This window comes from Synechococcus sp. R6-10, assembly GCF_047461815.1.
GTDB lineage: Bacteria > Cyanobacteriota > Cyanobacteriia > Thermostichales > Thermostichaceae > Thermostichus.
This window is the reverse complement of record NZ_JANSHW010000212.1, coordinates 1-14,322: the sequence shown is the minus strand read 5'-3', so window position 1 is coordinate 14,322 and position 14,322 is coordinate 1. Positions and strand designations below refer to the sequence as shown.

The window sequence follows — 14,322 nt, the reverse complement described above, 5'->3', positions numbered from 1 at the left end:
TGGCTTTTGAAGAGGAATCCGATCTGGAGATCCCCGATGAAGATGCAGAAAGGATCGCCACCGTGCAAGACGCTGTCAACTACATCCTCTCGAAGAAAGCTGCCTAATCTGCCTCCATACCCCTGGGCTAACACCGGACGATGGCTACTCTGGATCCCGCCACTGCTCTCAGGCCAACCCGCCGCGTTGTGATTACGGGGCTGGGCGCGGTCACCCCCATCGGCAACTCTCCTGCCGAGTTTTGGCAGAGCCTGCTGGCAGGGCGCTGCGGCATTGGGCCGATTACCCATTTCGATGCCTCCCGCCACGATTGCCGTATTGCCGGAGAGGTGAAGGGATTTGATCCCCTCGACTACTTGGATCGCAAGGATGTCAAGCGCACCGACCGCTTTGTGCACCTGGCGATGGCGGCCACCCGGCAAGCCTTGGAGGACGCTGACTTTCGCATCACCGCTCTCAACGCTGAGCAAGTGGGGGTGATCTTGGGCACCGGCATCGGCGGCATCCGCGTCTTGGAAGAGCAGCAGACCATCTATCTGCAGAAAGGGCCGGATCGCTGTAGCCCCTTCATGGTGCCCATGATGATCGCCAACATGGCTGCGGGTCACCTGGCCATTCATTTTGGCGCCAAAGGCCCCAATTCCTGCACAGTTACGGCCTGTGCCTCTGGCTCCAACGCCATTGGCGATGCCTTTCGGCTCATCCAGAGGGGAGAGGTGCAAGCGGCGATTACAGGTGGCACGGAAGCGGCGGTCACCCCTTTGTCCATGGCGGGGTTCAGTGCCATGAAGGCCCTTTCCACCCGCAACGACACCCCGGAGCAAGCCTGTAGGCCCTTTGATCGGGATCGGGATGGCTTTGTCATGGGGGAAGGAGCAGGGATCCTGGTGCTGGAGGAGTTGGAGCACGCCCGCGCCCGCGGGGCCAAGATCTATGCGGAGATAGTCGGCTATGGCCTCACCTGCGATGCCCACCACATGACCAACCCTGCCCCCGGCGGCGAGGGAGCGGCCCGGGCGATGCGGCTGGCCCTCAAGGATGCCGGGCTTCAGCCTGGGGATGTGCAACACATCAATGCCCATGCCACCAGCACCCCTGTAGGGGATATCGCCGAGGTCCAGGCCATCAAGTCGGTCTTTGGCGAGCATGCCCCCCGTTTGGCCATCAGCGCCACCAAGTCCATGACCGGCCACCTGTTGGGGGGAGCGGGCGGCATTGCCACGGTGGCCACAGCTTTGGCCATCCACCACGGCTGGGTTCCTCCCACCCTCAACTTGGACAACCCCGATCCCGAGTGCGAAGGGCTGGATTTTGTCCCCCACAAGGGGCGGCAGATGGCCGTTGAGGCCGCTTTGGTGAATGCCTTTGGGTTTGGTGGGCACAACGTCACGCTGGCTTTGCGCCGCTACTCTCCCGATTGAAAGGCTTGGCCTATGTCTTCTCCCGAAAGTTCGTCGCCCTCAGTTCGTCAACAAGCCTTGGCCGCTTTGACGGCGGAGCTGGCGCAGCAGGGTCACCCGCCCGAATATGCTCAGCACATGGCGGCGGCGGTTATTTTTCAAGCGGATTTGGATCTGTGTGCAGCTCAATTGGCGCGGGTGCTCAGTTGGCTGAAGCAAAACCATCCTCAGCTCTATCCAGAGGCAGTGCAATTGGTGGACGCCACTCGGGAAGAGTTCGAGCGTCGCGTCCAAAATGGATAGACAAGCCATCTGCTTTGATGCAGTTGGGTTGCGGTCGTTAGCAGAGGGTGATGTCCCCCCTATGGGACTGCAAGGGGTGATCTTGAGCTGGAGTGGAGTGGTGGCCGATGACGAGAACTTGCACCTGCAGGCCATCAACCAACTGCTGGTGGAAGAGAACCTGCGCCCCTGGAACCTGTGCTGGCCCAAGTCTGGATCCCCTGGGCAGCGGGAGCTTTACCGGCTGCAATACCTGGGCCGACCGGATCGAGAGCGCCTGCCGGCTCTGTGGGGGGAGCAGGGGCGGGTGCTCAGCCCCAAACAACTGGAAGAGCTGCTGAAACGCAAGGCCCTATACTACCGACAGGCTTTGCAGGGGCAGAGGGAATTGCCTCTCATTCCCGGTTTGGCGGAAACTTTGGAGACGCTGGAGCGGCTGCAACTGAAGGTCGGCCTGCTGTGCGGCCAATCGGCAGCCGAGGTGGCCGCTTTTCTGGAGCGTTTCCAGTCCTGTTGCCCGGCCCTGATACAGTTGACCGATGGGGGATCCTACCGAGTGACGGGGGATGATGCAGGCCCAATGCTTTCCCCAGGACACTTGCACCGCCTGCTTTTGCAGCGGATGGAATTGCCTGCCCAGGAGTGCTTGAGCATTGAGGCCACCTACCCCGGCATTCAGGCAGCCCGTTCGGCAGGGATCCCAGTCCTGGCGCTGGCTACCTTCTTTCCTCTGCACATGCTGCAGCGGCGGGCCAATTGGGCGGTGGACGGCTACCACCAGGTGGAATGGGATCGCATCCGGAACTGGTTTGCCGGCGGGCAAGACCGTCCTTCGACCCCAGTTGAAGGAGAGGCGGAGGCCGGTTCCTTCAAGGGATCCCAGGGAGGTCAGCCCCAGCCCTAGGGCAGGATCAGCATGCCATCCCCAAAGGAATAGAAGCGATACCCCTGGTCGACGGCCTCTCGGTAGAGATCCAGCAGCCTTTGCCGCCCGATCAGCGCAGCCACCAGCATCATCAGGCTGGAGCGGGGCAGATGAAAATTGGTGACCAGTCCTTGAATCACCCGCCAGGAGTAGCCGGGGTAGATGAATAGATCGCTTTTCCCCTGCCAAGGCTGCAAGGTGCCAGAGGCTGCCGCGGTTTCCAAAGAGCGCACCACGGTTGTTCCCACCGCGATCACCCGCCCCCCTCGGGCTTGGGCTTTTTGGATGGCTGCCACCGTTTCTGCCGGCACCTTGAGCCACTCGCTGTGGAGACGATGTTCGGTCACCTGCTCCGCTTCCACCGGTCGGAAGGTACCCAGGCCGATGTTCAGGGTGATGTAGGCCGTTTGGATCCCTTTTTGGGCCAGCCGCTCCAGCAGCTCCTGGGTAAAGTGCAGCCCTGCCGTGGGAGCAGCCACCGAGCCGGGGTGTTTGGCCCAGAGGGTTTGGTAGTCTTCAGGGCGAACTTGTCCTGAGCCCGGGGATCCGGAAGCCTTGATGTAGGGAGGAAGCGGGATCCGGCCCACCTGTTCCAGGATTTCCTCAAAAGGTTGCGCCCCTTCCCACTCAAACTGCACCACTCGCCCGCCGGTTTCCAGATCCAAAGCCAGAACGGTGGCCCTCAGCCCAGAGGGGGATCCCTGCTTGCTCCAAAAACCAATCCGATCCCCCACCTTCACCCGTTTGCCCGGCCTGACCAAAACCCGCCAGTTCCACGCCTGATCCGGCAGAGGTTGGGCGGCGGCAGGGATCCCTTCCAGACAAGGCTCCAGCAGCAACACTTCGACCCGCGCCCCGGAGGGTTCCTTGGCCCCGAACAGGCGGGCCGGGATCACCTTGGTATCGTTGAGAACCAGCAGATCCCCCTCCCGCAGGTAGTCAGGCAGATGGCAGAAGCGGCGATGCTCGTGCCTATCCGGGTACACCACCAGCATCCGCGCCTGATCCCTGGGCTCCACCGGCGTTTGCGCAATCCGATCTGGAGGGAGGGTGTAGTCGTAGGAAGCTGTGAGCAGATCCGGATTGGGCTCCCTATCGCCCAAAGGCTCAGCCTCACCGGGGGGAGCGGCAGCAGGCGAAAAAGAGTCAGGCATGGAGATGAATCAAGATGGGGTTCTACGTGGATCCAGCATAGCCAACCGGATCCCGCCAACCCTCTCCCTTTTGAGGGAAGCAGCTAAACCTTGGCCACCACCACCTGCTGCGGCTGATCCTGATACTTGCCGGCGCGGTCGGCGTAGGTCACTTGGCAGGGATCCCCTTCCAGAAAAAGAAGCTGTACCACCCCTTCGTTGGCGTACACACGGCAGTCGGCGCTGGAGGCGTTGGAAAACTCCAGGGTGAGATAACCCCGCCATCCCGCCTCAGCGGGCGTCAGGTTGGCAATCAGGCCCACCCTGGCATAGGAAGATTTGCCAATGCAGATCACGGTAATGTTATCCGGAACTTGCAGCCGCTCCAAAGACACCCCCAACCCATAGGAGTGGGCCGGGATGATAAAGTAATCCCCCATCTCGTCGTGGTGCAGCTCCACCGCTTCCAGATTCTTGGGGTTAAACCGCTTGGGATCCACCACCGTGCCGGGCACATGGCGAAAGATCTTGAACTCCACCGGCGACAGGCGGATGTCGTAGCCGTAGGAGGACAGCCCGTAACTCAAAACAGGCCGAGATTCAACAGCGCGCACCAGCTCAGGACAGAAGGGCTCAATCATCCCTCGCCGCGCTTGCTCACAGATCCAGCGGTCGTTTTTCAACATGGCTACAGCCGGCTTCCTGGAGAGTGAGGGCACATCTGGTGGACAAGCTCCAGTCTTATTGGGACTCCGCCCCCCTGACGCGACCCGTGTTGCCTAGGTCTTTCGGAGCGGAAACTGTTTGCGCTAGCGGTGCGGAGCAACATGGGCTGCTGTAGGCATAGCACCTGTGCCGCTGACTTGAGGGGGATCCAGAGAGCAGGCAACATTCGCATCGGCAGTGCGGAGCCCTGGGCCTGGGATGCCACGTAGGCGCAGCTGCGTGATCAAGTCCGCCCGCTCCAGAAACGAATCTGGCATCTCCGGCCCGGTGATCACCATGTCCATGGAGATGGGGCGTTGGTCGATTAAGCTCAGCACTTCCGCTTCTGGGATCAGGCCCAACTTCACAGCCAAGCTCAGCTCATCCAACACCACCAAGTCATAGCGGCCACTCCTGACAGCCTCCTGGGTAAATTGCCACAGCTCATCCAATGCCACCCGCTCCTCAGGCTCTAGGTGAGGTGTATCGATGCAGCGGTGCAGGCGACAACGAACCCACTCCAAGGATCTGCCCAGGGAGAGACGATTTTCGGGCCCCTGATTGATCCCACCCTTGAGAAATTGCACGATCAGCACCCGCGTTCCCTGGCCTGCCAAGCGCATCGCCTGAGCCATGACGGGCGTAAACATGCCCCGGCTGGGGTGGGTGTAAAGCTGCAGGGATCCCTGGGGAACCAACTGGGCGGAGAGGGATCCATTCTGCTGAAGGAAAAGCTCGCCGGCAGCAGGGCTGGCTTGAGCCGCAGGCTGTTTGGCGCGGGCTACAGGAGCAGCATCCTTGGAGGAAGGCATAGGATTTGGAGAAGCAGTGCAAACCACGTTCTATCTCGCGAGCAGGCTAGAGAACACGGCCCTAGGTTATAGGGCCTACAAGTGGTGGAGAGCGTCGGCTATGGATTCCATGAAACACCACCTGTGCGTATCCGTCAATGAGTCGGTTCTGCTTCCGGCCAGCATACAAATCATCCTAAATAGAGTAATAGAAAATACAATCCTTGCCCATCCTAGCCTTTTGGCACAAGAGGCAATACCTGAAAAGCTTTGACAGGGGATCTCAATAAAATTTCAGGCCTAGCCCAGAAGCTTGTGTGTGGGGCTATCTCACTTGAGTATAGAGGTGCTCTATAAAAATTTGAGAAAAAGATCAATTTCTTCCAAATAAGATTAACTCTCACAAACAGGAATGCCAGTACCAGCAGCCCACCCACGAGAGAGGAGCAAGGGTCAACCTACCCCAAAAGCCTTGTCCACCAGGAGAGATAGTCATTTTTAAAATAGCTATACATTTGGTCGGGAGCCGGGTAGGCCTACACATTAGCGAACATTCGTAGTAGAGAGAATTGTAACCAAAAGTCCAAGGAGTTAATTTCTAACCTCGAGAGTGAAGAAATATAAATTCGTCAATCATCTTCGTCAAAAAATGGATTATTGACAATACTTTTTTGAAAACCAGCATCTGATTTAGCAGAAGCGTAAAGAATTGCGTGCCTTTTATACTCTGAGGTCGTCTTCTTCAAGAGATCGCCTCTTTGATCATTTTTCTTACCGGTCTCAAGGCCAATGTTTTCTACTTAATTTAATCTCTATTTCTGTTATGAGAAATGAGCATTGGGCGTTCAGTTTGGATCCCACTTAAAATTGACCTGAAAAAGCTCTGGGGCTTTGGGTGCTGAGATTGCCGGGATCCCATTGCGCAATCAAAGCCGAGTCCTTCCTCTGGCGAGGAGAGATTTTTGTTGAGAAGGTAGATCCAATCCTGGAGAATACCTGCCCCCTCCTCCAATCAGCCAGGAAGTCCAGGGATCCCACCCTCGATCCCTGGATCAAAGGGAAAAGACTCCATCCCGCCGGCACAAAAGTTTTCTGTCACCGACTTGGGCTTGGGAAAAACCCTAGGCCATTGTGAACTCGGGGTGTACGCCGCCGGGATGGACTGGGATCCGTCTCGCTGTTGAGTGGGCTGGCTTCTGGGTGTCGGTGTTCCCAATTGACGGCTTCTCCCCCCAGCACCAAGGTGGAAGCATTGCCCCCATCCAAGTTCAGGGCATGGCGACAGCCCAATTGCTGCATCAACTGCGCCATCTCCAGCAGGGTAAGCCCTTGGTTTTCCTGGGCATTGCCGGCGGTCACCAGCAGCAAATGTCCGCTGTCCAGTTGGCCAATGGCACTGCGGGCGGCTCGCTGCCGGCGAAAGAGGGGTTGAAATGCCTCCAATCGGGCATCCAAAACCACCTGTCCATCCAAGAGCAAGAGCGGCCCTGCCCCTAGGATGTGGGGATAAGCTTCCAGCTCGGGCGGATCCAAGCGCAGATAAAAGCTGAGGCGATCCCCAGGAACCAGCTTGCGGGCTTCTAGGGCACCTTCTAGCCCCCGCCCTGCCAATACATACCCCTCACTGGGAATCTGTACCGTTAAACTGCCGGCCAGGCCAGCCATCAGAATCTCTTGCACCCGATCCTCCCGCACCATCACGAGCATTTCGTCGTCCGTTTGGGTGGTGTAGGTGGATCCCCAGTCGGGGGTAAACTGGGAGATGCCGGGCAGGATATAGCCTGTATTGATGCCCACCACCGGGATCCGGTCCCCAATGGCATTGCGCAGCTCTGCTTGCATCCGCAAACGGGCAAAGCGCACGGATCCCCCTTCTTGCCCTGCCGTCCCATCCGACCAGGCGATGACCCCACGACCCAAAATGGGGCTGGAGATCCAACGGCCATCCCGACGAATTGCCCCCAGCGGCTGACGGGTGTTGCGGTTGAAAAACCCACCGTTAATGGCGGCTACTGCTCCCTGTTCGGGGCCAAAGGAAGACAGCTCCCCCAGACCCACCAGCCCCGCAGGTGCAGCCCAGATAGGCCGCAGTTGGCCCGCTGCGAGAGAAATGACCACGATAGAAACGGGGATCCGATTGTCTCCAACCCAAACCTCCTTCTGGTACAAAGGGATCCCTTGCACCACCCGCACCGGCTGCACACCGAGGGTCACCTGAGCTTGAGCAGCCACGCTGGGCAAAAAGAGAGCAGCAGTGCAGGCTAACCCCCAGCCCATGACCCAGGCGCTCAGCTTGGTTTTGGACATGTCTTCACGTCTTTAGGGCTTCACCATTGTCATTGGGAGATGATTATCCCCCTGCGGCAAAGGTTCCCATCACAATGAGCGACAACAGGATCCCGGGAAAGAGCAGCGTCACCAAGATCAGCAGTTCGGATAGGGTCATTGGGGAATGCTACCTACTTAAGGATTGAGCCAACACAGCAGCCCTAATTTTCACCCTAGCGATCCTATGGAAGTGGCCCAGGATCCCTTTGGGATCCCTTAACACTCGATCACCGGTTTGGCTGCCCGTGCACGCCATCTCCGGCAGTATCCTGGCAAGGGGAAAGCCTCATCCAACGGTTCCTATGGGCATCCAAGGCAAACGCATTGCCGTCGAACCCGGCCATCTTCGCCCCTGGCTCAAAGAGGCTGTTTTGGCAGGGGGTGGCGAAATTGTGCCCCTGGCAGAAGCAGAAGCCTTGGTCTGGGCCGATGCCTTTGATGTGCCCGGCCTGAAGTGCTGTCTGGCGGAAGGGAAAGGGATCCGCTGGGTGCAGTTGCCCTGGGCGGGGGTAGAGCCTTTTGTCCGGGCAGGGGTTTTGCATCCTGCCTATGTGTGGACTTGTGGCAAGGGAGTCTATGCTCAACCGGTGGCAGAACATGCCTTGGCCTTGACCTTGGCCAGCTTGCGCGACTTGAAGATCCGCGCCTTGGCCCAAACTTGGCAGGAGGGCTCCGGTACCAGCCTCTGGGGTAGCCGTGTGGTCATTTTCGGGGCCGGGGGCATCGCCCAAGAGTTGATCAAGCTGTTGCAGCCTTTTCAGTGCTCCATCGACGTGGTGCGTCGCAAGGCGGATCCCTTGCCGGGGGCCACGCGGGTGGTGACACTCGCGGAACGGCAAACGGTGTTGGCAGGGGCAGATGTGGTGATCCTGGCTTTGGCCCTCACGCCGGAAACCGAGGGGATCATCGCCCAAGCTGAGTTGGAGCAGATGGGATCCCAGTGTTGGTTGGTGAATGTGGCGCGAGGAAAACACATCGTGACCCCCGACTTGGTGGCCGCCCTGCAGCAGAGGGTCATTCGCGGGGCTGCCTTGGATGTCACGGATCCCGAGCCCCTACCGGATGGGCATCCCCTCTGGAGCTTGCCCAACTGCCTGATTACCCCCCACACTGCTCTTACCGATGCCATGATTGTCCCAGCCCTCTCTAAGCGGGTGCGAGAAAATGTGCGGCGCTTCCGGGCCGGGGATCCCTTGCTAGGGGTGGTGGATCCGGTTTTGGGGTATTGAGTCCTCTAGCCCCCCTCCCTTGGGGAGCCTGGGATCAGAAACATTTGACGCCAAACCCTACTGCGGAGCCATCTCCTGCACGCGGGCAGCAATGGCCTCTGCCATCTCCTGAGTGCCGACGGGATCCCCTGTGGCCAGGTCATAGGTGACCTGCTTGCCCTCGGCGATCACCGCCTGCACCGCCGCCTCCACCCTTGCGGCAGCCTCCCGCTCTCCTAGGTAGCGCAGCATCATCGCCCCGGAGAGGATCAGAGCGCAGGGGTTGACTTTGTTTTGGCCGGCATATTTGGGAGCAGAGCCGTGAATGGCCTCAAAAACCGCAATGCCGTCGCCGATGTTGGCCCCCGGCGCCACCCCCAGCCCGCCGATCATCCCCGCGCACAAGTCGGAAATGATGTCCCCATAGAGGTTGGTGAGCACCAGCACATCGTAGAGCTGCGGCTTTTGCATCAGTTGCATGCACATGTTGTCCACGATGCGATCTTCAAACTCGATGTCGGGGTACTCCTGGGCCACCTCCCGTGCCACCTGCAAAAACAAGCCATCGGTGAACTTCATGATGTTGGCTTTGTGCACTGCCGTCACCTTCTTGCGGCCATTCTGGCGGGCGTACTCAAAGGCAAATTTGACAATGCGGCGGCTGCCGAAGTCCGAAATGGGCTTGATGCCAATGGCGGATCCCTCGCGGATGGGTTTGCCGGAGAGGCGCATCATTTCCTCCCGCGCTTGGATGGCTTCCGGCGTGCCCCGTTCAAACTCGATCCCGGCATAGAGATCTTCAGTATTTTCCCGCACCACCACTAGGTCAATGTCTTGAAAAGGGCTTTTGACACCGAGCATGGATTTGGCCGGGCGCAGATTGGCGTAGAGATCCAGCTCCTTGCGAATGGCTACGTTGACCGAACGAAAGCCAGTACCTACGGGAGTGCCAATCGGCCCTTTGATCGCCACTTTGGTTTCCCGAATGGACTCCAACACCTGGGGCGGCAAGGGGGTGCCGTATTTCTCGATCACCTCCACTCCTGCTTCTACCGGGATCCATTCGAACCGAACCCCAGTAGCCTCCAAGACCGTGGTCATCGCCTTGGCCACTTCCGGGCCGATGCCATCCCCAGGGATCAAAGTCACACGATAGGCCACAGATGCTTCTCCTCGCAGTGTTAACGACAGCGCAAAAACTCCGCCTTGCCGGCGTGAGAGGATCCCTCCACCAGACAGGTTAGAGAACCGGGAACCCTTGAGCTTAAACGACTATAGAACAGGTTGAGACTGAAAATGCTGCGTCTGCTACCTCAGAAAAGGGGGGGCTAGCCGCAAGATCGGGGACTCGGCGGCAGAGGGACTCGCAGCTCTACAACTGTGCCACTGCCAAAGCGGCGATTACGCCAAGCAATGCTTGCCCCGATCAACTCGGCTCGGTAGCGCATGTTGAGCAACCCGTGTCCATGGCCAGACGGCTGGGCGGGATCCGCCCCACTCTTGGACGCCGGCATACCGCAGCCATCGTCGATGATCTTCAGCTCCAAGTGGGTGTAGGGAGCCTGAGGGTTGATAGAGGAACCGGCGTCCTGTTGAACCTTGGGCTGAATGATGAGATCGATGCGCCGTGCCCCCGCGTGTTTGACGATGTTGTTCAGAGCCTCCTGCACGATGCGGAAAATGTTGCTCTGGCAGGTGGGGCTGAGACGGGAGAGCAGGCCATCGGCTTGGTTGTCGAAACGGGTGAGGAGAGGATGGGGGGAACGTTGGGCGGCCCGTTCCAGGAGACTGCGCAGAGCCGGGCCAAGGTTAAAGGCCCGCATGGCCGTCGGCTGCAAATCTTCCACGATCCCGCGCAATTCGGCCATGGTCTCTCGCAGTTGGGCGCTCATGGCCCGCAACTGAGCCTGTCCGGCTGGGCCAATGGTCGGATCGCCGGATAGCTCTTGGATCTGGCGAGACAAAGCTCCCAGATCTGCCAAGGTTTGGTCGTGCAAATCGGCGGCCAACCGACGACTTTCCGCCTCTCGCCCCTCGGTTAGGCCCCGCAAAGCTGCTGCCGTCGCCTCCTGACGGCGAACCTGCTCGTAGAAAGAGGCCCGCTGCAAGGCTACTGCCGCAATGTCCGCCAGCGCGTTCACCAAGTCCGTATCTCTGGGGGAAAATCCGGCGGCTTCTGAGGCGATATCGGCGGTTTTGCTTCCCCGAACTGCCGGCTCAAACGGCGGCATGAAGGCGCAAAGCACCCCGGCCACCTGGCGAGCATCGGTGACTATCGGCACACCCAACAGGGAGCGGATGCCCTTTTGCAGCAGATGGCGGCGGGCGTGGGCAGACAATGGGAAGGTGTTGACATCTGGAATCAGCAGCGTGTTCAGGTGGCTGTAGCAATTGACCCAGAGGAGCTGGCTTAGCTCAGGGGGCAGCGTCTGTCCCCTTTGGGAAGGGATCCCCGGCTGACGGCAATACTCTTGGATGATGGCCAGAGGTTCTGCAGGAGCGCCGGCCAAGGGTTGCTGAGCCAAAGGACTCCGTCCCGCCTGTGGTGGGGCTGTTGCTCTGCCTACGGCAGGGGAAGGGGAACCGCAAGGCTGTCGCGACGAGGCTGCGAACGGCTCATGGCCACTGCAGGGCGCCACAAAACTGCACCGCTCAACCTGCAAAGCCTCTGCCATGCCCTCGAGGGCAATCTGCACCACCTCCTGGGGATTGTAGGTGCCGCTGAGGCGCTGGGCAATCTGGCGCAAAAGGCTTTCCCGCTGGGCAGAGCTACGGGTTTGCTCGTAAAGCCGCGCTTGCTTGAGGGCGATCCCCGCCTGCTCGGCCACGGCTTCTGCCAACTCCAGATCCTCCGGCTGCCAAGGACGAGGGGTCAGGGAATCGCTGCCAGGGTAGCGGATTAGGGCAATGCCCCCCAACAGTTCTTGGGGCCTGTCCGGATGCTCAGAAGCAAATAGGGGCACCAACAACAGCCCACTCCCCTGGCTCTGAGGCTTTAGATCGGCCCAGGACTGAGCCGTCTGCGGCTCCGGCACCACCACAGGCCCCCTCAAGGTGGCGAGCAAACTGGCCCCCAAGCGCAACTTGGCTCGAATCGTCTCCGGCAAGTCCGGCGGGATCCCAGGCTCAACCCAGGGGCAATCTGGGGATCCCACCAACGGCCCCCTTGTCGGCAACAGAGTGTCCAGCAACGACTCCGTCCCGCCCACGCGAACGGTGGGGGAAAGCTGCGGCGCATAAAGGCCAACAGGGTGTAGCAGCTCCTGCTCCGGCTGCCAGAGGGCCAAGATACACACATCTGCCTGAAAAGCCGCCCCGATCTGCTGGGTGATCGCATGGAAGAGGGTGGTGGGCTCCAGGCTGGAGCGAATCGCCGCCGTGATCGAGTGCAACAGAGCCAGCCGTTCCGTCTGCTGATGGGCATGCTCGAACAGGCTGGAACGGGTGAGGGCAATGGCCAGTTGAGAGGCCACCGAGCGCAACAGCTCGATCTCCTCCGGCTGCCAAAGGTGGGGTGTGGTGACGTACACTCCCAACAACCCAATCATCTCCCCTGGCTCTGCAGCCAAACCGGGCCGTCCCCCATCCTTCCCGCCAACCTCCGAAAGCCCTACTCCTGCCGAGCCCACCGACTGCACCGGGATCAGCACCGCCGAGCAAGCCTGCAGCGCCTGGAGAGCGGCCAACCCCTCTGGGGTCAGGAGATCTCGATCCGGCAGCAGAGGCAAGGCTATTTGCACCACCTGCCCCGTCCGCAGGCGCTCGCACAGCGAGCCAAAGTCCTGGATCCGGTACACCTCTCCTAGGGAGGGGGTTAGCCCAGGGCTCAGGGCCTCATGGCTGACCCGAACCGTCTGCTGATCCGGGCTGAGACTGTAAAAACAGCAGCGGCTCAGCCCCTTCACCCCTTTCGAGAGAAAGGCCTGCTGCAGCTCCTTCAGGGCAGTGCTGACGATTTGATCCCACTGCAAAAAGCGGTGAACAGTGCTGGTGATGCGGTTGAGCAGCGCCTCCCGCACCGCCTGCCGTCGGCTGCGCTCCAGCAGCTTGGCATTGATGATGGCGCTGGCGATATAGGAACAGAGGAACTTCACCACTTCCAGAAAGCTGGCTTCCAGAGGTGTCCGGCTCAACAGAGCCAAAGCCCCCAGCCGCTCCTCCCCCCGGTTAATCGGGTAGGCAACAAAGCCTCGCAAGCCATTGGCCTTCACCCACTCCGGGGCGGGCATCCAGGCTTCTTGGGCGGGATTGTTGCTCAAAAGCGGCAGCCCCTCCTGGGCCACCCGTCCTAAAGGGCTGTCGTCAGGATAGATCCGCTGAATTTGGTCGTGAGCAGGGCTGAGCAGGCCGGCATGGGCCACCGACTGAAAACATCCTTCCTGCGGGTCGAAAATCCAAAGGCGAGCTGAGGCCGCGCCCAGGCGATTTACCATCTGCTGTACCAAGGTCTGGGCCAGCTTGAGCACACACTGCTCCAGCTCCCCCATCTCTACAGAGTCCGAAGAGGATGGGGAAGATAACTGAGAAGAGAGCAGCACCAGTTCTTGGACAATTTGGTTTGCAGCCTGTAGCTGGCGTGACAGCATGGGATCCCATCGCGGCAGCGGTGCGGAGCACTTTCAACAGAGGCAACCGAAGGCATGACAGCAAGAGATAAACTTCCATCAACAAGAAACCAACTTCTGCACAGCCTCTAACCGCCCCAAGGCCCAGCCCCGCCGCTGCAGAAGCGCAAAAGATTGCAGCAAATCCGGCCCCTGCAGATCCCCTGTCAGGGCGGCCCGCAAACTCTTCATCAGCAGGCCCTTTTTCATGTTCTGGGCTTTGGCCACCTGATCCACCAGCGGTTTTAAGCTGTCCGCCGAAACCTGGGGCAGCTCGGCAGCAGCCAACGTGGTGGCCATTGCAGCCATAGCCTCTGCCACCCCATGCAGGCGCAACTGTTCCAGAGCTGGCAACGTGTAGCTGAGGGGCTCCTGAAACAAAAAGCGGCTGAGCGGAGGAGCCTCTGCCAGGCGGTCGATACCATCGGCAATCAGGCGGGCCACATCTTCCAACCAGGTGGGATCCGGCACTCCGGAAAGGTCAAACCCTGCCGCCTGCCAAAAGGGGGTGAGCCGCTCCACCAGTTCTGGCGGGGAAAGCTGCTTGATGTACTGGCTGTTGATCCAGTTGAGCTTGTCCCAGTCAAAGCGGGCAGCCGCACGGTTAACCCGGTCAAAGTCGAACAGCGCAGCCGCCTTTTCCAAAGAGAAAAGCTCTTCCCCATCCGGGGGCGACCAACTGAGCAAAGCCAAATAGTTCTTGAGAGCTTCCGGCAAAAAGCCCAGTTGCTGGAACTCTGCTACCGAAGTTGCTCCATCCCGTTTGGAGAGCTTTTTCCCCTCCGGGTTCAGGATTAAAGGAGAATGGGCGAACTGGGGAGGTTCGTAGCCAAGAGCGCGGTAGAGCAAAATCTGCTTGGGGGTATTGCCGATGTGATCTTCGCCGCGAATCACATGGGTGATGCCCATGTCAATATCATCCACCACCACCGCCAAGTTGTAGAGA

11 protein-coding genes and 1 pseudogene are annotated in these 14,322 nt (G+C 59.7%); 5 read left to right on the top strand and 7 right to left on the bottom strand.

What is annotated here, in order from left to right; translation table 11 throughout:
- The 4 genes and pseudogenes from NW837_RS06805 to NW837_RS06790 all read left to right on the top strand — a co-directional run.
- Positions 1 to 107: pseudogene (locus NW837_RS06805) on the top strand (acyl carrier protein); the annotation flags it as partial.
- A gap of 33 nt (positions 108 to 140) precedes the next feature.
- The gene (fabF, locus tag NW837_RS06800; RefSeq protein ID WP_414330103.1) at positions 141 to 1,421 is read left to right on the top strand and encodes a beta-ketoacyl-ACP synthase II; all 1,281 of its coding nucleotides are present in this window, start codon (positions 141 to 143) and stop codon (positions 1,419 to 1,421) included.
- 12 nt (positions 1,422 to 1,433) lie between these two features.
- Positions 1,434 to 1,703, top strand: coding sequence for a hypothetical protein (locus NW837_RS06795; RefSeq protein WP_414330100.1), 270 nt, complete (start codon positions 1,434 to 1,436; stop codon positions 1,701 to 1,703).
- A gap of 61 nt (positions 1,704 to 1,764) precedes the next feature.
- Positions 1,765 to 2,586, top strand: coding sequence for an HAD family hydrolase (locus tag NW837_RS06790; protein WP_414330097.1), 822 nt, complete (start codon positions 1,765 to 1,767; stop codon positions 2,584 to 2,586).
- On the opposite strand, the gene queA is transcribed toward NW837_RS06790, so the two are convergent.
- The 4 genes from queA to NW837_RS06770 all read right to left on the bottom strand — a co-directional run bounded on the left by queA (position 2,583) and on the right by NW837_RS06770 (position 7,543).
- Positions 2,583 to 3,761: a tRNA preQ1(34) S-adenosylmethionine ribosyltransferase-isomerase QueA gene (gene queA / locus NW837_RS06785; protein WP_414330095.1), complete on the bottom strand. Its 1,179-nt coding sequence runs from the start codon at positions 3,759 to 3,761 to the stop codon at positions 2,583 to 2,585. The two genes, NW837_RS06790 and queA, sit on opposite strands and share 4 nt — an antisense overlap.
- Before the next feature lie 83 nt (positions 3,762 to 3,844).
- The gene (gene dcd / locus NW837_RS06780; RefSeq protein ID WP_011433274.1) at positions 3,845 to 4,426 is read right to left on the bottom strand and encodes a dCTP deaminase; all 582 of its coding nucleotides are present in this window, start codon (positions 4,424 to 4,426) and stop codon (positions 3,845 to 3,847) included.
- A gap of 123 nt (positions 4,427 to 4,549) precedes the next feature.
- Entirely contained in the window at positions 4,550 to 5,257 is a 708-nt protein-coding gene (locus tag NW837_RS06775) for a cob(I)yrinic acid a,c-diamide adenosyltransferase (RefSeq protein WP_414330093.1), read from the bottom strand.
- Between the two features lie 1,074 nt (positions 5,258 to 6,331).
- Positions 6,332 to 7,543 carry a phosphodiester glycosidase family protein gene (locus NW837_RS06770; RefSeq protein ID WP_414330091.1) on the bottom strand — a complete coding sequence of 404 codons (1,212 nt, stop codon included), beginning with the start codon at positions 7,541 to 7,543 and terminating at the stop codon, positions 6,332 to 6,334.
- 323 nt (positions 7,544 to 7,866) lie between these two features.
- Here NW837_RS06770 and NW837_RS06765 point away from each other — a divergent pair, with 323 nt between their 5' ends.
- Positions 7,867 to 8,793, top strand: coding sequence for a D-isomer specific 2-hydroxyacid dehydrogenase family protein (locus tag NW837_RS06765; protein ID WP_414330088.1), 927 nt, complete (start codon positions 7,867 to 7,869; stop codon positions 8,791 to 8,793).
- Between the two features lie 57 nt (positions 8,794 to 8,850).
- Here the strand turns inward: NW837_RS06765 and NW837_RS06760 are convergent, their stop codons facing one another.
- The 3 genes from NW837_RS06760 to NW837_RS06750 form a co-directional block, all read right to left on the bottom strand.
- Complete coding sequence (locus NW837_RS06760) at positions 8,851 to 9,933, bottom strand: isocitrate/isopropylmalate dehydrogenase family protein (RefSeq protein WP_414330085.1); 1,083 nt, start codon at positions 9,931 to 9,933, stop codon at positions 8,851 to 8,853.
- A 167-nt stretch (positions 9,934 to 10,100) separates the two neighbouring features.
- Positions 10,101 to 13,358: a GAF domain-containing sensor histidine kinase gene (locus NW837_RS06755; RefSeq protein ID WP_414330083.1), complete on the bottom strand. Its 3,258-nt coding sequence runs from the start codon at positions 13,356 to 13,358 to the stop codon at positions 10,101 to 10,103.
- 78 nt (positions 13,359 to 13,436) lie between these two features.
- Positions 13,437 to 14,322, bottom strand: an 886-nt coding sequence (locus NW837_RS06750; protein ID WP_414330081.1) for a glutamate--tRNA ligase, incomplete at its 5' end; no start/stop codon positions are given.

Excerpts from the sequence above, each read along its gene's own strand:
- fabF (WP_414330103.1), top strand. The coding sequence starts at position 141 with ATGGCTACTCTGGATCCCGCCACTGCTCTCAGGCCAACCCGCCGCGTT.
- NW837_RS06795 (WP_414330100.1), top strand. The coding sequence starts at position 1,434 with ATGTCTTCTCCCGAAAGTTCGTCGCCCTCAGTTCGTCAACAAGCCTTG.
- NW837_RS06790 (WP_414330097.1), top strand. The coding sequence starts at position 1,765 with ATGGGACTGCAAGGGGTGATCTTGAGCTGGAGTGGAGTGGTGGCCGAT.
- queA (WP_414330095.1), bottom strand. The coding sequence starts at position 3,761 with ATGCCTGACTCTTTTTCGCCTGCTGCCGCTCCCCCCGGTGAGGCTGAG.
- dcd (WP_011433274.1), bottom strand. The coding sequence starts at position 4,426 with ATGTTGAAAAACGACCGCTGGATCTGTGAGCAAGCGCGGCGAGGGATG.
- NW837_RS06775 (WP_414330093.1), bottom strand. The coding sequence starts at position 5,257 with ATGCCTTCCTCCAAGGATGCTGCTCCTGTAGCCCGCGCCAAACAGCCT.
- NW837_RS06770 (WP_414330091.1), bottom strand. The coding sequence starts at position 7,543 with ATGTCCAAAACCAAGCTGAGCGCCTGGGTCATGGGCTGGGGGTTAGCC.
- NW837_RS06765 (WP_414330088.1), top strand. The coding sequence starts at position 7,867 with ATGGGCATCCAAGGCAAACGCATTGCCGTCGAACCCGGCCATCTTCGC.
- NW837_RS06755 (WP_414330083.1), bottom strand. The coding sequence starts at position 13,358 with ATGCTGTCACGCCAGCTACAGGCTGCAAACCAAATTGTCCAAGAACTG.